Genomic DNA, 19,196 nt, shown 5'->3' with positions numbered 1-19,196 from the left:
TCTCGACTTCGAGGACTGGGCTCGCATGCGGGGTGGCTCAGCCGGCGCGGGTCGGCATGAGGGCGGTGTCGGTCAGGTCCGCAGCCCGGCGGCCGCGATCCGATTCGCCCGCCGCGCTCTCGGGCTCGACCATGAGCTGGAGCCAGCTCGGGGAGGCCTCCGACGGCGGGGCGGCGCGGCCCTCCGTCGCTCGTGCCGACGGCGCATCGGCCGGCCGGGCCTGATCGGCGGCGCGCTGGCGCCCGGCGGCGCGGGGACGGGCGGCGGGCTCCTCGACCTCGGGACGGGCCGTGGGCGTCATCAGGCAGGCGAAGGCCCGAACCGGGCCGGTGATGCCCCAGCGGATGAATTGCAGCGTCCCGGACACGATGTCCTTGTGGGCACGGCGGCGCTGCTGGAAGCGGACCATCGCGTCCGCGTCGCCGTACATCAGATCGGCGAGCGCGAAGTAGCTGCCGGGCGTCATCGTCTCGAAGACGAGATCGCAGACCGACTCCTCGCCGGCCGCGGTGACGCCGGCCAGCCGCACTGGGATCGTCCGGGCGTGGCTGAGGAGCGGCAGGTTGGCCTGCGGGAGGGCCGAGAGCGTTCCGACGGAGCCGTCCCCGGCCCGGCGCATCGGGAGAACGGCGTCCAGGCGGATCCGGCACTGCGCGCTGGAGATGCGCTCGACGGTGACGTCGAGGGCCATGCCGTTGAGGTTCAGCACCGCCGGCCGATCGACGACCAGGGAGGGCGCCTTCTCGGTCTGGCGCCGCTCGGCGGCCACGCCCAGGGCGGCGCCCGCGGTGATGAGGTTGAACAGGTTCCACAGGCCGACCACCAGCATCAGGTTGGTGACGCCGGGCTCGAAGGCGTAGCGATAGGCCGAGACCACGGCCCCGCAGGAGAGCAGCGCGAAGACGAGGAAGTAGGGCAGCGCCAGCGGCGAGAGCTGATCGTGATCGAGGCTGACGTTCTTGGCCGTCACCTTGAAGGTCGGCTTGCGCGGCGACACGATGACGGAGGCCGTCGCCTTGATCAGGAACAGGCCCTGGACGTACTCGTACAGCTCCGAGACGAAGGGCCAGCGCACCCGACCGTAGAGGTAGTTCTGCATCATCAGGTTCACGATGATGTAGGTCGCCGTATACGCGATCGCCTCGTCGACGTTGGCGACGACGATCTTCATGTTGAAGAAGATGTACAGCATTGGGGCTGCCATGAAGATCAGCCGCGGCAGCGGAAAGAACCAGAACGTCATGCTCGACAGGTAGCAGAGCCGCTGAATCGGCTTCAGGCCGCTCTTGAGGACGGGGTTCTTCAGAAGCATGATCTGCAGCATGCCCTGGCACCAGCGCGAGCGCTGGCCGATGAAGTCGGACAGGGTTTCCGGCTGCAGGCCGGCGATCAGGGGCTTGTCGACGTAGAGACTGGTCCAGCCGCGGGAATGCAGCTCGAAGGCGGTCTCGCAATCCTCGGTGATGGTGATGCCCGAGAACCCGCCGGCCTCGTCGAGCGCACGGCGGCGCAGCAGGGCGGCCGAGCCGCAGAAGAACGAGCCGTTCCACTTGTCGAGCCCGCACTGTCCCACCGCGTAGAACATCTCGTTCTCCGACGGCATCCGGTCGAAGGTCTTGAGGTTCCGCTCGATCGGATCGGGATTGAGGAAGGCGTGCGGCGTCTGGACCAGGAAGAGCTTCGGATCGGTGCTGAAATGGCCGATCGTGTCGCGCAGGAACGAGCGGAAGGGGACGTGGTCGGCATCGAGCACCACGACGATCTCGCCGACCGAGTTCTGCAATCCGTTGTTGAGGTTGCCCGCCTTGGCGTGCACGTTGCGGCGGCGGGTGAGGTAGGACACGCCGAGATCGGCGCAGAGCGCCTGCAGGACCCTGCGGCGGGCCCGCGCCTCATCGGCCTTGCGCGGATCGGCATCGGCGCACTTCTGATCCGTGCCGCCGTCGTCGAGGAGCCAGACCGTGACCTTGTCGGCCGGATAGTCGAGGGACTTGGCCGCCGCGAGGGTGGTCGCGAGGATGTGCCGGTCCTCGTTGTAGCTCGGCACGAAGATGTCGACGGTGGGAAGGTCCTCGTCCTCCTCCTGCGGCGGCGGCTCGCGATACAGGGGCGCGGCGTTGATCACGAGGCTGATCGCCAGGATGTAGAAGCAGTAGAGTTCCGCCGCGATCAGGATCACGCCCGCGCCGAAGTTGATCGAGTCGTCGACCGGCGGCAGCGTGCTCGACAAGCGCCAGTAGATGTAGCGCAGCACGACGAGGCTGCCGATGGCGAGGAAGGTCAACCGGCCGGCGCGTCCCTTGGCGAACAGCCACAGCAGGACCATCACTACGATGGCGCCGATGCTCATCTCGAGCTGGACGGTCGTGCCGAGGGGTTGCGAGAGCAACAGCAGGGTCAGCGCGGCGCTGGCCAGCCAGATGGTTCGGGCAAGGAAGGGTGGCATCGGGCCAGTCCCAGTCAGTCGATGCGGATGGGGAGAAGGCAGCCCGTCGCGGTCCGCCCCGTTCGATCTCAGAAGGCGATCCGGCCGTCGATGCTGGTGTAGTATCCGCCCTTGCGGATACGGTCGAAGGCGTAGCCCGCACCGAGCGAGAACTTCATCGGGCCGATCGCGAAGCCGGTCACGTGGCCGCCGGCCCGCCAGCCGTTGAAGAAGTTGTCGCCGAGGAACGTGACCTCGGGGCCGATGAACACGCCGGGCGCCACGGCGAAGCCGGCGCGGGCGCGGGCATAATACGCATTGAACAGCGTCGAATAGGACGCGTTCACGGCCAGCAGCGTGTTGTCGGTCGGGTTGACGTAGAGGTCGCCCGCGACCTTCATGCCGAGACCCGTGCCGACCACCGGATTGTTCGGGTCGAGGATCGACAATTCGTTGCTGCGCACGTTCATGCCGATATAGCCGGCCAGCGCGGCCTGCTGCCAGATCCACTCGTATCCGAGCAGAACCGTGCCTTCCTGCTGCACGCCCCTGACCGTCTGTCCCACGGCCGAGCCGGGATAGGAGTAGGTTCCGGCCACACCCTGGATGCGCACGCGCAAGCCGCTGTCGAGCAGGGTGGCGACGGGAGCGATCGTCGCCGTGATCGTTCCGAAGGCGGAGTTGTTCGTGGTCACGGTCGCGCTGGCGTCGACCGCCACGATCCATTCCTCGCCCGCGACCTCTCGCTCGGTGCCCGTGTACCAGTCGGCCGCGACCGCTCCACTCGGCGCCAGCGCGAGCCAGCCGAGCACGGCCGGCAATTTCATCCGGTGGTTGAACACGCTGCGTACCCCCAAAGCCCGCGCGAGTTCAGCTCACGTCGCGCAGCGCTAACAAGCATTTGCATGGTTAACAAAACGTTAAATCGGAATAGTTCCTCAGGACGTGCGCTGATTTCGCTTCACAGGCACGACGCCCGAGACTACCTAGATTTTTTCATCGGGCAGTTTCAGCGCGCCGAAAGAAATGTCGATTTATTAGGCAGCTATTGCTTCTTCGGAGGCCGCCTCGACGATTGATGAGGCAAGTTCTGTGAGGCCGAAGGGCCTGCACAGAACGCGCGCAACGGCGGGCTCTGCAGGCCAGCCGCCAGCGACACTCGTCAGGATCGTTCGAAGACGCGGATGCGTCCGGGCGACGCTCGATACGAAGTGCGCGCCATCGCTATCCGGCGGGCTGTGCTCGCACAGCAACACGTCGAAACCGTGCCCCCCTTTCAGGTGGCGTGCCGCCTGCACGGCCGTCCCCGTGGCGATAACCGTATGGCCGAGGCTCTCGAGGGACTGGCTGAAGGCCGTGCGCAGGACCGGATCCGCTTCCACCAGAAGAATCGATGCGGCGGTCTCGAGACGGAGGCCGGCCGGCTGCCCCGTGTCGCTCGCCGGAAACCAGAGCGACACCGTGGAGCCGTGCGGTCGGCCGCCGAGAGACGTCCGTCCGCCGAGCCTGTCGAGCAGGCTCCGAGCGGCGGCGAGGCCTCGGCCGCTCGAGAAGTCGCAGGCCGCCGAGAAGGAGATCCGGACTCCGCGCCGCCCGTCGAGCGCGCTCGCCTCGACCCTCAGCGTGGCGGTCGCATCCTCGATCAGGCGGCCTTCGAGATCGCCGACGAGCGCGAGCAGAGCGGCTTCCAGCTCTCCCCGATTGCAGCGGATGAGGGGCAGATCGCTCTCTCGGGACATCGCGAGCGTCAGATCGGGCGTGGCCGCAGCGCGCATCAGGGCGACGACGCCGTCGAGGGCAGCGGTGAGGTTCAGCGCGACGAGATTGGCGCCCGCCGTCTCGGTCCGTGCCTTGTCCTGCCGGCCCGAAGCGAGACGCCGGGCAATCGAGGCCCCGCGCTCCGCGCCGCGCAGAGCCGTCTCCGCGAGGCATCGGCTCCGGTCTTCGGCCCCCTTCGCCGCGCCCCCCTTCGCCGCGCCCACGAGGGCGCCGAGGGCCGTCATCGCGGCCGTCAGGGCGTTGTCGAGATCACGGGCGGACGCCTCGACATGCGAGGGGGTGCTCTCCGTCGGCGCGCGCGGCGCGACGGGTGCGGCCAGGGCCGGCTCGGTGTACTCTCGGCTCAGGGCGTAGAGCCGGGTCGAACCGGCTCTGTCGGCGGCCATCCGGAGCGCCAGCCGGCGACCGGCGATGCGCCCGGTCCCCGCCCGGGTCCGCACGACCACGTCGCGCACGATTCCGGGCGCGGCCTGGACGGCATCGAAGGCTTTGTCGAGTGCCGCGCGATCCTCCGGTTCGAGATGGGCGAGAACGTCGCCGAGGGCGCAGACACGCTCCGGCGCCGCTCCATTCTCGGCTTCGTCCCCATCGGTCCAGACCACCTGTCCGGTGGCGCGATCGATTTCCCAACAGCTCGAACCCGACAGGATGCGGATGGCGCGGATGCGGTCGCGGCTGCGGGCGAGGGCCGCGCGCTTTTCCTGAAGCAGGCGTTCCCGGCTGAGGCTCCGGTCGATGGCGGAGCGAAGATGCGTCGTCAGGTCATGGAGGTCGCGCGTCAGGAACCAGGCCGGTCCCGGCTGCCCGGTCTCCTCCCGGCAGAGCGCCTTGGCATGGGCGAGGTTGCGCCTGAGCTGGCCCCCGACGAGCCAGCCGACACCGGCGACGAGCCCGACGGCACCGAGCAGAGTCAGGACCGGGACGCCCGATTGTGGCGGCTCGGGCGCCCGCACGCTCACCAGCCAGCCGACGCCGCCGCGCCGCACATCGCCAACCGTGGCGCTCATCTCCGCGCCCAAAACCTCAGGGCCGGAGCGGTGGAGCGTGCGTCCTGACCCGTTCAGGACCTGGATCGACAGGCCGCGGCCCGCCTCCGGCAACGAGCGCCGGGCCGCAGCGATGACGGCGTCGGTCCACTTCGGGGTGAGTTGGACCGCGAGCACGCCCCGGGTGGCTTCTCCGCTGCCCACGGGCGCCGCCACGATCAGGTTCCGCGGCACCGCGAGGCCTGCCCGGCTCGCCTCCGCCGCCTCTCCGATCACGATGCCGGCCAGGGATTTCCCGAACCAGGGGCTGCCGGACACGTCGGCACCGAGGATGCGTGGCCGCGACGTGGCCAAGATGCGGCCCGTCCGATCTGCGAGCAGAACGTCGGCGTATTCCGGGTGAAGCCTGCGCCACACGGCGAACATGCGTTCGGCCGTCTCCCCGATCGCTTCTGCCGGTTGGAGCATCAGGCTCTCACCGATGAGAGCCAGATCCCGTCCGGCCGAGAGAAGCGCGTCTTCCACTCTCTCCGCGATCAGGGCCGCACCTTCGCGCGCCCTGCCGTCCTCGTGCGGCCCGCCTTCGATCCGGATGTCGGCACTCCCCAGGACGGCAAGGCCGCCGAGACCCGTTGCCAGCGCCAGCAGCAGTGCGAGGAGGCTGCGGAGGGAGGAGAAGAGCCCATGTCTCACGGGATGGCCTGGCGGGAGGCAAAAATGAACGCGGCGTCAACGCAGACGGTTTGCGCGCGATGAATTCACGGAAATGGTTAACGAGTTGTTAACGGCGATCGAAGCATTGACGAGGGCTTGCCTCAGTTCACGATCGCACTGTTTAACTTGAGATTTATTTTCGAATTATACAAATTTTATGCATGAAAGCGCGAATTTTTTTCAATAATCAAGATCTTTTCCGAAGTTTGAAAGTTTCGCGCGATACTGGATGCCGCCCTCTTGATCGATGAAAGCCAAGGGGGTTGGACCGATGACTGTTGCGATGTCCAGTCAACCCCCGCTCGTACGGGACGCTGCAACCTCAAGCACATCCGATCGGCCGTCCGGATGTCCTGCCGCTCGTGCGCCGCGACGGCGCGGCGAAGGCATCGGGTGTCGGTCCCATTTTGCCGGGTCGAGGATCCGGTCTCGTAAGACCGTCGGTGAAGGCGCCCGGCCTCGCCGCATGCGGGCGGAAGCGGGCGTCGAGGGGTGAAGCACGCAACGAAGGCGCGCTCGTCGACGGAATCCTCCAAGCGCGGGCCGTGCCTGCTCAGGAGTTTGTGCAGCAAGGGAGAACGGAAGGGCGGAGCTTTCCTCCTACGCGCTGCAACTTGCTGCTGCGCGCAGACCGACTCTCAGCAAGGCACAAATTTCGGATCCTCGCTCAGGCTGCCGACATCATCGGCCACCTCTACGTGCAGGGAATCAATTCAGATTATTTTGCAACCCATAGGAACGAAATCTGCTAATACCTTTGATGTAATTTATGCAGAACACCACCATCCTATCCGAAAGCTTTCGATTGTGATAATCGGTCCGTTACGTCGATTCATTTCTCGGCGGACAATAATACGCACTCTGTCGCTTGGGGGCCCAAATCTCACAGAGGAGCGGACGCAATGCCTACCTTCACGAAGTTCAGTACGGGTGCCCTCTTATTCGGCGCAGCGATGTTCACATGGGCGGTCTCGGCGCAGGCTGAATGGGGCGGCGGCTACGGCGGAACGCCAAGCGTGGGCAACAAGCCGGGCGGCCAAGGGCGGCCTGGTGGCGGAGGTCGCCCCGGCGGCTGGAACGAGGGCGGCGGCTATGGCGGCGGCGGGCGTCCTGGCGGCTGGAACGAGAGCGGCGGAGGTCGTCCGGGCGGTGGGGGTCGTCCCGGTGGCTGGAGCGAAAGTGGCGGCTACGGCGGCGGAGGTCGTCCGGGCGGCGGTGGGCGCCCCGGTGGTTGGAATGAGGGCGGCGGCTACGGCGGTGGAGGACGTCCCGGCGGCTGGAGCGAGAGTGGCGGCTACGGTGGCGGCGGTCGTCCCGGCGGCGGAGGCCGTCCCGGTGGTTGGAATGAGGGCGGAGGCTATGGCGGCGGAGGACGCCCCGGTGGTGGCGGCCGTCCCGGCGGCTGGAATGAGGGCGGCGGCTACGGCGGCGGCCAAGGCCGCCCCGGCGGTGGCGTTTATCGGCCTGCCGATTACGGCGGAGGCGGCTATGGCCAGGGCGGATACGGTGGCGGACCTGGGATGGGAAAGATCTGTTATAATTTCGGCGGCAAGCCGTACGTTTATACAGGACGAGGCCGCTGCCCGATCAGCTAGAAGCCTGCCGGAGCAGCAAGCTTGAAAGCGAAGGCAGAACCGCGGCTCTGAGCAATCGTTGCGGCTCGACGAACGTGACGGCCAGCCTGTACTTGCTTCGAAAGGCAGTGGGCGGTGCAGATCATCGCCCACTGATCGCGGACCTGATCGAGCCTCCGTCCGCAGACCGCTTGCTCGGCTTCCCGCCGCACCCCGACCTTCGTCCTCAACACGCGCAAGTCGATTCTCGGTGATTCAGCCGACGGGCATGGGTGTCGGCGTCCACGAACAGCTGAAGGTGCGCCCGGAGCTGTTCGGACGTGTCGTCATGCTCACGCTTGACCGTGGCGTCCTCGATTCGACCCGGCAACCCGACTCGATCCTCAGGCCGTTCCGACGCGATACTCGCGGGGCGGTCGGGTGCCGTTGATCGCGAATGCGCCGACGCTGCGCTCGCGGTAGATCCGTGGATTGTGCGAGGTCAGCGTGCGGGCGTTGCGCCAGTAGCGGTCGAGCCCGTGCTCGGTCTTCACGGCCGAGGCGCCGAGCGCATCGAACAGCACGGTCGTCGCCTCCAGGACGAGGTTCGTCACCACCGTCACCGCTTGGTTGACCTCAACATCGGCCAGGGCGGAGGCCGGTTCGGCCGCCTCACGCCCCTGCGTCCGTACCGCCTCGAAGGCCCGCTGGACGCTCTCGGCCGCCTTCAGCACGATGGCGCCCGCGGCATAGGCGTTGCCGCGCACCCGGCCTACCACCGCCTGGACCTGCGGGTCGTCGGCGCTGCGCCCGGCATTGCCGTGGCTGTAGACCCGGGTGCGGGCCGCGACCAGACGGGCCGCATCCTCGGCCGCCGCCCGGCCGATCCCCGCAAGGGTTGCCAGATGCACGAGCTGGAAGAAGGCCATGGCGTAGGGAAAGCGCACGGTCTCTAGGCTCTCGTTCCGCATCGTCTTTTCCCCGAAAGCCGGCGGCCACCTTTCGGGACGATGCTCCAGCGGGACGACGCGCTGATCGGCGGGCACGCTCCTTCGGCCGGGCGGATCTCGACGGTCAAACGGCCACGCCGTTCCTCGCACGGGACGCCTCCGCGAAGGTGATGAACTGTGCCGAGGACCAGACGCGGCTGCCGTCGCGCTGGCGGCCCGAGAAGTAGACCGGCCGGAAGCCGAAGGCGGCGTTGTCCGGCTCCACGACGATGTGGCCGGCGACATCGCGCGGCAGCGGCTGCTCGGTCAGCCGTTCGAGGGCGAGGAACAGCCCGGCACCCCCGAGTTCGCGCCGCAGGGCGCCGTGCTCGATGATCCCGCGGCCGGTGCATTCCCAGGAAAAGTCCGGCGCGTGGACGAAGGGGGCCGGCCTGCGCGGGTCGCCGACCTTCACGAAGCCTCCGATCGTTCCCTCGACCTGGATACGGCACGCGCTCAGACCGCCGATGTCGATCTCGATGGCGTCGCTGTCGCCGTAGGTCTCGGAGCGGAAGGTGATCTCGGTCGGTCCGGAGCGCCACGCCGTCTCCTCGGCATGTTCGAAGCCTTGCGTCCTCACCCGGCGGATGGTGCCGTTGAGGATGCGGATGCGGCCCTCCCAGGCCGCCCAGCGATAGCGGTCGCGGATGCGCGCGCCGCCGAAGCGCAGGCGCACGAGGCGCTGCGAATGCCCGAGTTCGGCGTGGAGGTCGCGCCGCCAGATCTCGCCGGTATGGTCGTGCGCGCTCAGCTCCTCCCAGCCCGCATCGCCGAGGAAGCGGTAATCGAGCCGCGCGGGGCCCTCGTGCGCGAAGGCGTCGCCCTGGCGATGCGGACCGCACCGGACGAGGAGCGCGCTGCGCTCGCCCGTCGTCGCGAAGGTGTGGCGCGCCCGCAGGCTCCGGCCGACGGAGCGGCGGTCCAGGCTGTCGGAGAGGATGCCGGTGAGTCCGCCGCGCACGCCGAAGACCTGCACGCCCGGCGCGCCGCCGCCGGGCCGGCCGCGATGCTCGTCGCCGTTGGCGCAGACGCCGAGCCGGTAGCCGCGGGCGATCACGTCCCGGTAGAGCCAGTCGAACTGGCCCCAGGCGGAGGCGATCTCGACCAGACGCTCCAGCTCGGGATGGTGCCAATCCGGGATGTAGCGGCGCCCGCCCACATGCGGGATGACGAGATGGTTTTCGGGATCGTGCGCGTAGGCCGCCCAGAGATCCTCGACCGGCCAGCGCCCGACCTCGACCTGCGCACCGCCCATGCTCTCGTTCCAGAGGAAGGTGCGGTTGTGCTCGCCTCGTGCGTTGTGGGGAAAGCCCGGCGGATCGTCGCCGAGGAACAGCACCTGATGGTCGCCGCCGGCGGTGGAGCTGCCGCACCATTCCTGCACCGCGTAGGCCACGAAGCGGCCGGGCGCGTCGAAGCGGGCGGTCACGGCGACGCCCTCGCGCCACGCCTCGTTGGTGATCTGGAAGTCGTTGGCGGTATAGCCGTAGACATCGACCCCGGCCACGTCGCGGGCATAGGCCGCGTTGTAGGCCGGACTGTTGGTGCCGACCGTGTCGTGGGCGTGGACGTGCAGGTCGCCGTAGAGCGCGCGGGGGACCGGCGCATCGGGCAGGCCCGTGACGAAGGCCTCGCCCGGCGCGACGTCGCGGGCGCCGGGCCGCCCGGCGGTGATGCGCAACTCGCCCGAGGCCCCCGGCAGATCCTCGACCCGCAGCACCGCCCAGCCCGCGTCCGGCACGGCATGATCGCGCCGGTACACCGCCCCCTCTCCCTGTGACGCCGCAATCTCGACGGAGCCACCAAGGTCGCGGACGACGTTGCCCCAGCGGTCGAGCAAGGCCACGGTCAGGGGCGGTGCGACGCCCTCGCCCACGAAGCGGGGCGCGCCGAGCTGGATTCGCGCCGGCGGTCCCGCAACGATCACGATGACCGGATCGCCGGGCACCGCCACGTAGCGGGAGGTGCCGAGGGGATCGACGTAGCAGCGGAAGCGGAAGCCGTCCTCGACGAAGGTCTGGACGCGGGTGCCGGGGCCCCCGGCCCGCCGGTCGCCCAGCCGGATGACGATGCGGTCGCCCGCATTGAGATAGCCGTCGACCACATCGACGATCACCGCCTTCTGGAACGGGCGCTCGTGGCCCTTCTGGTCGAAGCGGACGCTGAGCGACTGCACGCTGGCGGGGGACTGGCCGGGAAGGAGCGGGCCGGCCTCGTACTCCGCGCTGACGTAGTTGGCCGCCGACGGGTCGGCGGTCTGGAACAGGGCCCAGTCGGAATAGAACTTGAAGGTCGTCTTGAAGGTCGCCCCGTCGGCGATGCCGCAGGCGCCGACCTCGTAGGTCAGCACGACCTCGTGCCAGCTTCCCGCCACCAGACGGTCGTGGCTGCAGGCGACGCTTCCCAGGAACGGGCGCGCCTTGATCGCCTCGTAGAGGCCGGTCGGCGCCACGTGCTCGCCCAGCTGCGCCCGCCGCTCGTTCTCGTGCTGCATCCTCGACCGGCCTTTCAGTCATACCGTCTTGCGGCCCGGCTATAGCCTCAGATCAATGTGATGTCTTGCACGATCGCATGAACAGTTCATAATACACACAGGTCTGAATAGATCTTATCATTCTACTCTAAATAAAAGAACGATCATGTTATCTCGATCCATCTGGTGGGCGATTTTTCTCTTCGCGACTTTGGGGGCCTGTGCCGCGAAGGCGCAGAGCCAGCCGCTCCCCGTGCGGATCGGCGCGATTCCGGTGCTCGGCGCGGCGCCGCTGTTCGTGGCCGAGCGGGAGGGGTGGCTCGGCGCGGGTGGGCTGAAGCCCACGGTGACGCTGTTCGATTCCGGGCCGAACGCTGTGCAGGCGGCGGCAAGCGGAACGCTCGATGTCTACGTCGCCGGGATCACGCCAGTGGCGATCGGGCGAACCCGGGGCGTCGACCTGCGGGTGGTCGCGGCCACCGCAATCGGCGAGAACGTGCTCGTGGCGGGCGCCAAGCTCGCGGGCCCGCTCACCGACGGCACGGCGCCCGCGGCCGCCTTCCGACGCTTCCGCGAGGAGACGGGCCGGCCGGCCAGGATCGCGACGCAGCCGCTCGGCTCGATCCCCTACACCAACCTGTCCTACTGGCTGCGCGCGCTTCACCGGGTCGATCCGGCCGACGTGCAGATCGTGACGCTCGGCATCGACGCGGCCCAGCAGGCGATCCTGGCCGGCGCCGTCGATGCCGCGACGGTGCGCGAGCCGGGCCTCAGCATCATCCGCGAGCGCAACCCGCAGATCCGCCTGGTCGCGGGCGGCAACGACCTGTTCCCGGGACAGCCCGGCACGGTGGTGGCGGTGCGCGGCCCGTTCCTGGAGCAGAACCCGGCCGCGGTGCGCATCCTCGTCTCGGCGATCGTGCGCGCCGTCGATCTGCTCAAGCGCGAGCCCGAGCGGGCGCTTCCGGCGGTCGAGGCCGCGCTCGGCAAGGGCATCGTCACCGCCGCGACCTTGCGCGACGCGCTGGCCTCGCCCGCGACCCAGTACGTCGCCGATCCGCGCACGATCGTGGCGGAGACCGGAGCGATGCTGGCCTTCCAGACCACGCTCGGCCTCAGCGAGAAGACCCCGCCCACGGACGGATTGTTCGACACCCGCTTCTTCGAGGCGGCCCAGGCCGAGGCGAGCGCGAAGTAGGATGGGCGAGCGAATGGAGAACCGCCGCGCCTTCCTGCGCCTGGCCGGCTCGCTCGCCGGGGCGAGCGCAGCTACCGGAGCCCTGGCGGAGGCGAGCCCCCTCGACGTGCCGCCCTGGACCCGCGAACAGGGCGCCACCGCTCCCGGCTACGGCCGGCCGAGTCCGAGCGAGAGGCTGACGCGCTATCCGCGGCTGCCGCCGCGCTTTCCCGGGGCCTCGTCCACGGTGACGCCGCTCCAGGGCCTGCACGGCATCCTGACGCCGAACGGCCTGCATTTCGAGCGCCACCATGCGGGCATCCCGGCGATCGATCCGGACCGGCACCGCCTCGTCGTGCACGGCCTCGTCGAGCGCCCGCTCACGCTGACGATGGACGACATCGTCCGCTTCCCCGCGGTGTCGCGGCTGCACGTCCTCGAATGCTCGGGCAACACGCCCTGGCTCGGGGCCAAGCCCGACTGGACGGTGCAGGACAGCCACGGCCTGATCTCCTGCGCCGAGTGGACCGGCGTCGAACTCTCGACCCTGCTCGCCGAGGTCGGCGTGAAGCCGGGCGCCGCCTGGATCCTGGCGGAGGGGGCGGATGCCTGCGCCATGACCCGCTCGATCCCGCTGGATGCGCTCGATGGAGCCATCCTCGCCTACGCCCAGAACGGCGAACGGCTGCGGCCGGAGCAGGGTTACCCGTTGCGGCTGTTCCTTCCGGGGCTGGAGGGCAACCTCAGCATCAAGTGGTTGCGCCGCATCAAGGTCGGCGACCGCCCGTTCCAGACCCGCGAGGAAACCTCGAAATACACCGACCTAATGCCGGACGGGACGGCGCGCCAATTCACCCTCGTGATGGAGGCCAAGTCCGTCATCACGGCGCCGTCGGGCGGCCAGCAGCTGCGGGAGCCCGGCTTCCACGAGATCCGCGGTCTCGCCTGGAGCGGGCGCGGACGGATCGCGGGCGTCGAGGTCTCGACGGACGGCGGCGCCTCCTGGCGGGAGGCGCATCGGGAAGGTCCGGTGCTGCCGCGCTGCTTCACCCGTTTCCGCCTGCCCTGGCGCTGGGAGGGCGGCCCGGCGAAGCTCCTCAGCCGGGCGCGGGACGAGACCGGCTACGTGCAGCCGAGCCGCGACGCTCTGGTCGCGGTGCGCGGCACCCGCTCCTTCTACCACAACAACGCGGTGTTCGGCTGGAGCGTCGGGCCGAGCGGAGCGGTGACCTATGCGGCGTAAGTCGATCCTCCTCCTGAGCGTCTGCCTCGCCCTCCCTGCCGCCGCCGAACCGTTCGGCATCGGCCGCCCGGCAACTCCGGAGCAGGTGGCCGCCTGGGATATCGACGTGCGCCCCGACGGCCAGGGCCTGCCGCCCGGCCACGGCAGCGTGCGCGACGGCGCGAGCCTCTACGCGGCACGTTGCGCCGCCTGTCACGGCGCCCACGGCGAGGGTGCCGCCGCGGAGGCGCTGGCCGGCGGCCAAGGCAGCCTCGCGAGCCCCAAACCCCTGCGCACGGTCGGCAGCTTCTGGCCCTATGCCACGACGTTGTTCGACTACGTGCGCCGGGCCATGCCGTTCGACGCGCCGCAATCACTGACGGCCGACGAGACCTACGCGATCAGCGCCTACGTGCTGCACCTCAACGGCCTGCTCTCGGAGGAGGCGAGTCTCGATGCCGCCTCCCTGCCCGAGGTCGCCATGCCGAACCGCGACGGCTTCACCGCCGATCCGCGGCCCGACATCCCGCCGCCAAACTCCTCTTTCCGCCCCGGCGAGAGCACGGAGACCCGATGAGCCTGACCCGCCGCCACTTCGCCGGGGCGCTCGCCGCCGGCCTTAGCCTCGGTCGATCCGGCCCGGCCCGGGCCGGCCGGACGGTGAAGTTCAGCTACCAGCGCTCCTCGACGCTGCTGACCGTGCTGAAAGCGCGGGGCACGCTGGAGGAGCGGCTCGGCCGGCAGGGCTTCGGCGTGAGCTGGCACCTCTTCACCAAGGTGCTCGAGCCGATGAACACCGGCGCCGTCGATCTGCACGCGGACGTGGCCGACGCGGTGCCGGTCTTCACCCAATCGGCGGGCGCCCCGCTGACCTTCTACGCCATGGAGGGCGCCTCGCCGCGGGCCGAGGCGATCATCGTGCCCGACGCGTCGCCGATCCGCACGATCGCGGACCTCAAGGGCCGCACGGTCGGCGTCTCAAGGGGCTCGGGCTGCCACTTCATCCTGGCGGGCGCGCTGAAGCGGGCATCCTTGCGCTTCTCCGACATTCGCCCTGCCTATCTGGAGGCGGCCGACGGGCTCGCCGCGTTCGAGCGGGGCGGCATCGAGGCGTGGTCGATCTGGGATCCGTTCCTCGCCATCGTGCAGGCCAAGCGCCCGGTGCGGGTGCTCGCCGATGCCACCGGCCTGTCGAGCTACAACCGCTACTACACGGTCAACGACCGCTTCGCCGCGGAGCAGCCGGAGGTGGTCGCCACGGTCTTCGCCGCACTCGTCGAGGCGGGGGAGTGGGTCAAGGCGAACCCATCGGCCGCCGTCGCGCTGCTGGCGCCGATCTGGGGCGACCTGCCGCCGGAGGTCGTCGCCACCGTCAACGAGCGGCGCTCCTACGCGGTCCGGGCCGTCGATCGGGCTGCGCTCTCCGAGCAGCAGGCCATTGCCGACACCTTCTTCGACGCCGGGCTGATCCCGCGCCGGCTCGACGCCACCGCCGTGCGGCTCTGGCAGCCGCCGACCAGGCCAGGGACTGGAAGGGGCTGAGACATGGCGCATCCGCTCCGCTTCGGCGTCTGGGCCCCGGTCCACGGCTCCCGCGCCGCCCGCCACGATCCGGACGAGCCGCACGACGCCTCCTGGGCGCGCAATCGGGCCCTTGTGCTGGAGGCCGAACGCCTCGGCTACGATTCCGTCCTCGTCGCCCAGCACACGGTGAACCCCTATGACGAGACTCGCGACCAGTTGGAAGCCTGGACGGCCTCGGCCGCGCTCGCGGCGCTGACGCAGCGGATCGAGATCATCGCGGCGATCAAGCCGGGGCTCTTTCACCCGGTCGTGCTCGCCAAGATGGCCCTGCAGATCGAGCATGTCAGTGGGGGGCGCTTCGCGCTCAACCTCGTCAACGCCTGGAACCGCGCCGAATTCGAGCGGGCCGGCCTGCCGTTTCCGGCTCATGACGCGCGCTACGCCTACGGCCGCGAGTGGATCGCCCTCGTCGACCGGTTGCTGCGGGGCGAGCGGGTCCGCTTCGAGGGCCATTACTTCCGCGTCGAGGACTATCAGCTCAAGCCCGCAGGCACCTATCGGCCGCGGCCGACGCTCTATGTCGGCGGTGAATCCGAGCCGGCCCGCGCGCTGGTGGCCGACCACGGCGATGTCTGGTTCATCAACGGCCAGCCCCTGGAGGCCGTCGCCGACCTCATCGCCGACCTGTCCCGGCGCCCGGCCGCTCGAGACCGCCTGCGCTACGGCCTCTCGGCCTTCGTGATCGCCCGCGAGACCGATGCGGAAGCGGAAGACGAGTTCGACCGCCTGCTACGCTTGAGTCGCCGCGACGAGGCGCTTCGGAACGAGACTCGGGCGCGCACGGACGTGGCGAGCGTGATGTTCGCCAAGACCGACGCGGCCGCCGCGCACCATGTCGGCACCAACGGCGGCACCACGGCCGGGCTCGTCGGCAGCTACGACACCGTGGCCGAGCGCATCCGCGCCTTCCACGCGGCGGGGATCGAACTGTTCATGCTGCAGTTCCAGCCGTTCGAAGCGGAGATGATCCGCTTTGCCGAGCAGATGTTTGCGCGGCTGCGCAGATAAGGCCGGTCGAGCCGGGCCGCTGCGCCCCACCGCACGACGGCATAGCTGCGCCGCCCCGGATCGGAGCGGTTCAGACCCCGATCGGGCTCAGCCGCGCGAGCGGCACACCGCCGGGCGCGTCCCGGAGAAGCGCAAGGCAGCGCTGCTTGATCGCCGTGAAGCGCGGATCGGTGATCAGACCGCGATCCCGGGGGCGACCGAAATCGAGGGGGATGTCGTCGAGGATACGACCGGGGCGCGGTGTCATGACGACGAGCCGGTCGGCCAGGAACAGCGCCTCGTCGATGTCGTGCGTGACGAACAGGATCGTGGTGCGGTGCTGCGTCCAGATGTCGAGGAGCAGTTCCTGCATCGTCAGCCGCGTCTGCGCGTCGAGCGCCCCGAACGGCTCGTCCATGAGCAGGACCCGGGGTTGGTTGATGAGCGCGCGGGCGATTTCCACCCGCTGCTGCATGCCCCCCGACAGCTCGGCGGGATAGCGCTCGGCAAAGTCGGACAGGCCGACCTGCGCGAGGAGCACCCGGGCGCGCGCGCGGCGCTCACGGTGGCCGAGACCCTTCATCTTCAGGCCGAAGGCGACGTTGTCGATCACGCTGAGCCACGGGAACAGCGTGTGCTGCTGGAAGACGATGCCGCGATCGGGGTGCGGCCCCGCGATCGCCCGCCCGTCGAGGCAGACGCTGCCGCGCGAGAGGGCGAGGTGGCCGGCCACCGCTCCGAGCAGGGTCGATTTCCCGCAGCCCGAGGGGCCGAGGATACAGACGAACTGACGGCCGGGGATGTCGAGGCCGATCTTCTCCACCACGTCGAAGGCCGCCTCACCCCGTCCGAGCCGGATCGCGCCGTCCCGGATCGCGACGTGACCGTCGGCGCGAGGGTCGCTGCCGGCGTGGAGGCCGGCCGGTGCTGACCCGGTGCTCATCGCTGACCTCCCGCGCCGACCCAAGGCGTCGCCAGCGTGCCGAGCCAGCGCACGACGAGGCTCGATCCCATTCCGAGGAGGCCGATCAGCAGCATGCCGACGACGATGTCGTCGTAGTTCTGCAGCGTGTAGGATTCCCAAGTGAAATAGCCGATCCCGTACTGGCCGGAGATCATCTCGGCGGTCACGAGGCAGAACCACGCGGTGCCCATGCCGATCGCGGCACCCGTGACGATGCTGGGCGCGGCGCCCGGCAGGATCACTTCGCGCAGGATCGCGGCATCGCCCGCCCCCAGGCTGCGGGCGGCGGCCACGAGGCGCGGATGCACCGCCTCCACCCCGTGCACGGTGTTGAGCAGGATCGGGAACAGCGCGCCCGTGAAGGTGATGAAGGCCATCGAGACCTCGGAGGATGGGAACATCAGGATCGCGAGCGGGATCCAGGCCACCGCCGGGATCGGGCGCAGCACTTCGAGCGACGGCAGCAGCAGGTCGCGGGCGAGCCGCGATCGGCCGATGGCGAGGCCCAGGGCGATGCCCGCGCCGAGCGCGGCGAGGAAACCCGACAGCACTCGGGCCAGGCTCGCCCCGAGATGGGTCGGCAGCGCGGGGGCGTGGAGCAGCGCCCAGGCCGCCTGCGCGGCCGCGGTCGGGGTCGGCACGTTGCGGAACGTGACGAGGCCGAGATCGAGGCGGCTGCTCGCCGCGAGGTGCCACGCGAGCAGGCTCAGAGCCAAAGCGAGCCCGCGCAGCGCCAAGCGCCCGAGCGGGAGCCGTTTCGGGACGGCGCCCAGGATCTTCGCCCGGACCACCCTCCGGTGCGGCCCTCGGAGCGCGGAAGGCGTCTCGATCGCCGAAGCGCTCGTCGTCGGGGCCATCGGCAGGCTCATCGCGCGGAGAGCCGGGCCTGACCGGCGCGGGCGGCGGCGAAGTCGATCACGTCGCCGCCCTGCGCCGCGGCATAGGCCTGCGCGTCGCCCTTGAGCAGGAAGGCGTTCAGGGCACCCTTCGTATCGCGCACGAACCAGGCTTGGTTGGCGAACAGCTTGATCCCGGTGCCGCGGTCCTGCGCGTAGAAAGCGCGGGCTTCACTCCCCTGACTTTCGAGCTTGGCAAGCGCCGCGAGAGCCCCCTCGGGCGAGGCGTAGTGACGAACCTTCGCCTCGCCCCGGATCCAGAGTTGCGCGACGCGGGAGGGATCGGTGATCGACTGCCCGGTGGCGGCGTCGGTGGCTGCGAGCGGCAGCGGCGCGTAATCCTTGAGCCGCACCGCGTAGTCGAGACCGGCCTGGGCCGAGGCCGCACGGATGAAGCGGTCCTCGACGAAGCGGTCGAGATCGATGTCGGAATCGGCCTTCTTCAGGAGCTTGAGCGTCTCGAAGGAGGTCTTCACTGCCTGCCGGTACTCGGGCTTCCACGTGATGTCCCGGGTCTGAAGGCCGAGCGGACCGTGGAACAGGTAGGCGACTTCCGCCTCGATCCCCGTCACCCGCTCGATCAGTTCGGAGTAATGCTCGGGCTCAGCGGCAATCAGCCGGTCCGCCTCGATCGCGGCGCGCAGATAGGCGGTGACGATCTCAGGGTGTTTCTCCGCATAGTCGCCATCGGCCAGCGCGCCGTGAAAGGTGGGAGCGTCGGCCTGCGCGCCGTCGTAGATCTTGCGGGCGAAACCGCGCCAGGGGAACAGTTCCGCGAAGGGCACGAAATCCGCGTGGGCCTCGATCTTGTTGGCGAGAAGGGCCGCGCCCGCCACCTCCGGTGCCTGGGTGATGATCGTGACGTCGCGGCCCGGCTCCCACCCTTGCGCCTTCACGGCCCGCAAGAGCAGTCCGTGCGCCGTCGAGGCGAAGGGCACCGAGATCGTCTTGCCCTTGAGCTCGGCCAACGACTGCACCGGGGATTCCTTCGGCACGACGATGCCGTTGCCGCTGCCGCGCACGCTCCCCGAGAGCACCGCGATGAACAGGGAGCGGCGCCCGGCCTTGGCGAAGGCGTAGCCGTTGAGCGAGCCGGGGAAGTCGGCCATCGCCCCGAGGTCGAGCTTGCCTGCCACCATCTCGTTGGTGAGCGGCGCGCCGCTGGTGAAGTTGCGCCACTGGATATCGTAGGTCACGTCCCGGTACTTGCCGTCCCGCGGCAGGAACTTTTCGAGGAGCTTCAGCTCGCGGATCAGCAGGCCGCCGGTGGCGCAGTTGATCGTGGTGTCCTGCGTGCCGACGGCGACCCGGATGGTCTCGGCCCCGGCCGTGCCAGGCGCTGCGCCCAGCGCCGTCGCCGTCAGGAGCAGGGTGGCGAGGCGGCGGGTGAGCGAGAAGCGATGTGTCACCGGTGGCTCCGTGAAGCAGAGGCGTCAGCCGCTCACGA

13 protein-coding genes and 1 pseudogene are annotated in these 19,196 nt (G+C 69.5%); 6 read left to right on the top strand and 8 right to left on the bottom strand.

Annotated elements, in window-relative coordinates; genetic code table 11:
- Nucleotides 1–37: 37 nt before the first annotated feature.
- From bcsA to ACPCJR_RS18325, 3 genes are all read right to left on the bottom strand, one after another.
- Complete coding sequence (gene bcsA, locus ACPCJR_RS18335) at nucleotides 38–2,446, bottom strand: UDP-forming cellulose synthase catalytic subunit (protein WP_391513286.1); 2,409 nt, start codon at nucleotides 2,444–2,446, stop codon at nucleotides 38–40.
- A 68-nt stretch (nucleotides 2,447–2,514) separates the two neighbouring features.
- On the bottom strand, nucleotides 2,515–3,252 hold the full coding sequence (gene bcsS, locus ACPCJR_RS18330) for a cellulose biosynthesis protein BcsS (RefSeq protein WP_391513288.1): 738 nt from the start codon (nucleotides 3,250–3,252) through the stop codon (nucleotides 2,515–2,517).
- A 210-nt stretch (nucleotides 3,253–3,462) separates the two neighbouring features.
- Nucleotides 3,463–5,883, bottom strand: coding sequence for a response regulator (locus ACPCJR_RS18325; protein ID WP_391513290.1), 2,421 nt, complete (start codon nucleotides 5,881–5,883; stop codon nucleotides 3,463–3,465).
- Nucleotides 5,884–6,954: 1,071 nt separating this feature from the next.
- Between ACPCJR_RS18325 and ACPCJR_RS18320 the strand changes: the two genes are divergently transcribed.
- Nucleotides 6,955–7,524: a hypothetical protein gene (locus tag ACPCJR_RS18320; protein ID WP_391513291.1), complete on the top strand. Its 570-nt coding sequence runs from the start codon at nucleotides 6,955–6,957 to the stop codon at nucleotides 7,522–7,524.
- A 337-nt stretch (nucleotides 7,525–7,861) separates the two neighbouring features.
- Here ACPCJR_RS18320 and ACPCJR_RS18315 read toward each other — a convergent pair.
- Nucleotides 7,862–8,410: pseudogene (locus tag ACPCJR_RS18315) on the bottom strand (monooxygenase); the annotation flags it as partial.
- Nucleotides 8,411–8,531: 121 nt separating this feature from the next.
- Entirely contained in the window at nucleotides 8,532–10,940 is a 2,409-nt protein-coding gene (locus tag ACPCJR_RS18310; RefSeq protein WP_391513293.1) for a hypothetical protein, read from the bottom strand.
- Nucleotides 10,941–11,085: 145 nt separating this feature from the next.
- Here ACPCJR_RS18310 and ACPCJR_RS18305 point away from each other — a divergent pair, with 145 nt between their 5' ends.
- The 5 genes from ACPCJR_RS18305 to ACPCJR_RS18285 are packed head-to-tail and all read left to right on the top strand — an operon-like array spanning nucleotide 11,086 to nucleotide 15,910.
- Nucleotides 11,086–12,117 carry an ABC transporter substrate-binding protein gene (locus ACPCJR_RS18305; RefSeq protein ID WP_391513295.1) on the top strand — a complete coding sequence of 344 codons (1,032 nt, stop codon included), beginning with the start codon at nucleotides 11,086–11,088 and terminating at the stop codon, nucleotides 12,115–12,117.
- Nucleotides 12,118–12,130: 13 nt separating this feature from the next.
- Complete coding sequence (gene soxC, locus ACPCJR_RS18300) at nucleotides 12,131–13,339, top strand: sulfite dehydrogenase (protein ID WP_391513297.1); 1,209 nt, start codon at nucleotides 12,131–12,133, stop codon at nucleotides 13,337–13,339.
- Complete coding sequence (locus ACPCJR_RS18295) at nucleotides 13,329–13,895, top strand: c-type cytochrome (protein WP_391513299.1); 567 nt, start codon at nucleotides 13,329–13,331, stop codon at nucleotides 13,893–13,895. The genes soxC and ACPCJR_RS18295 overlap by 11 nt, the downstream gene beginning before the upstream one ends.
- A complete protein-coding gene (locus ACPCJR_RS18290; RefSeq protein WP_391513301.1) occupies nucleotides 13,892–14,860 on the top strand; it encodes an aliphatic sulfonate ABC transporter substrate-binding protein in 969 nt (322 codons plus the stop codon). Before ACPCJR_RS18295 ends, ACPCJR_RS18290 begins: the two co-directional genes overlap by 4 nt.
- 3 nt (nucleotides 14,861–14,863) lie before the next feature.
- Nucleotides 14,864–15,910, top strand: a complete 1,047-nt coding sequence (locus ACPCJR_RS18285) for an LLM class flavin-dependent oxidoreductase (RefSeq protein ID WP_391513303.1) — start codon at nucleotides 14,864–14,866, stop codon at nucleotides 15,908–15,910.
- Between the two features lie 70 nt (nucleotides 15,911–15,980).
- Here ACPCJR_RS18285 and ACPCJR_RS18280 read toward each other — a convergent pair whose 3' ends face one another.
- The 3 genes from ACPCJR_RS18280 to ACPCJR_RS18270 are packed head-to-tail and all read right to left on the bottom strand — an operon-like array spanning nucleotide 15,981 to nucleotide 19,158.
- The gene (locus tag ACPCJR_RS18280; protein ID WP_391513304.1) at nucleotides 15,981–16,832 is read right to left on the bottom strand and encodes an ABC transporter ATP-binding protein; all 852 of its coding nucleotides are present in this window, start codon (nucleotides 16,830–16,832) and stop codon (nucleotides 15,981–15,983) included.
- Nucleotides 16,829–17,710, bottom strand: coding sequence for an ABC transporter permease (locus ACPCJR_RS18275; protein ID WP_391513305.1), 882 nt, complete (start codon nucleotides 17,708–17,710; stop codon nucleotides 16,829–16,831). The genes ACPCJR_RS18280 and ACPCJR_RS18275 overlap by 4 nt, the downstream gene beginning before the upstream one ends.
- Before the next feature lie 8 nt (nucleotides 17,711–17,718).
- The gene (locus ACPCJR_RS18270) at nucleotides 17,719–19,158 is read right to left on the bottom strand and encodes an ABC transporter substrate-binding protein (protein ID WP_391513307.1); all 1,440 of its coding nucleotides are present in this window, start codon (nucleotides 19,156–19,158) and stop codon (nucleotides 17,719–17,721) included.
- Nucleotides 19,159–19,196: the final 38 nt, after the last annotated feature.

This window comes from Methylobacterium sp. NPDC097929 (assembly GCF_049543375.1).
Taxonomy (GTDB): Bacteria; Pseudomonadota; Alphaproteobacteria; order Rhizobiales; family Beijerinckiaceae; genus Methylobacterium.
The sequence above is the reverse complement of the archived record's forward strand: the minus strand, read 5'-3'. Positions and strand labels throughout refer to the sequence as shown.

Excerpts from the sequence above, each read along its gene's own strand:
- ACPCJR_RS18310 (WP_391513293.1), bottom strand. The coding sequence starts at position 10,940 with ATGCAGCACGAGAACGAGCGGCGGGCGCAGCTGGGCGAGCACGTGGCG.
- ACPCJR_RS18280 (WP_391513304.1), bottom strand. The coding sequence starts at position 16,832 with ATGAGCACCGGGTCAGCACCGGCCGGCCTCCACGCCGGCAGCGACCCT.
- ACPCJR_RS18290 (WP_391513301.1), top strand. The coding sequence starts at position 13,892 with ATGAGCCTGACCCGCCGCCACTTCGCCGGGGCGCTCGCCGCCGGCCTT.
- bcsA (WP_391513286.1), bottom strand. The coding sequence starts at position 2,446 with ATGCCACCCTTCCTTGCCCGAACCATCTGGCTGGCCAGCGCCGCGCTG.
- ACPCJR_RS18285 (WP_391513303.1), top strand. The coding sequence starts at position 14,864 with ATGGCGCATCCGCTCCGCTTCGGCGTCTGGGCCCCGGTCCACGGCTCC.
- ACPCJR_RS18295 (WP_391513299.1), top strand. The coding sequence starts at position 13,329 with ATGCGGCGTAAGTCGATCCTCCTCCTGAGCGTCTGCCTCGCCCTCCCT.
- soxC (WP_391513297.1), top strand. The coding sequence starts at position 12,131 with ATGGAGAACCGCCGCGCCTTCCTGCGCCTGGCCGGCTCGCTCGCCGGG.
- ACPCJR_RS18275 (WP_391513305.1), bottom strand. The coding sequence starts at position 17,710 with ATGGCCCCGACGACGAGCGCTTCGGCGATCGAGACGCCTTCCGCGCTC.
- ACPCJR_RS18305 (WP_391513295.1), top strand. The coding sequence starts at position 11,086 with ATGTTATCTCGATCCATCTGGTGGGCGATTTTTCTCTTCGCGACTTTG.
- bcsS (WP_391513288.1), bottom strand. The coding sequence starts at position 3,252 with ATGAAATTGCCGGCCGTGCTCGGCTGGCTCGCGCTGGCGCCGAGTGGA.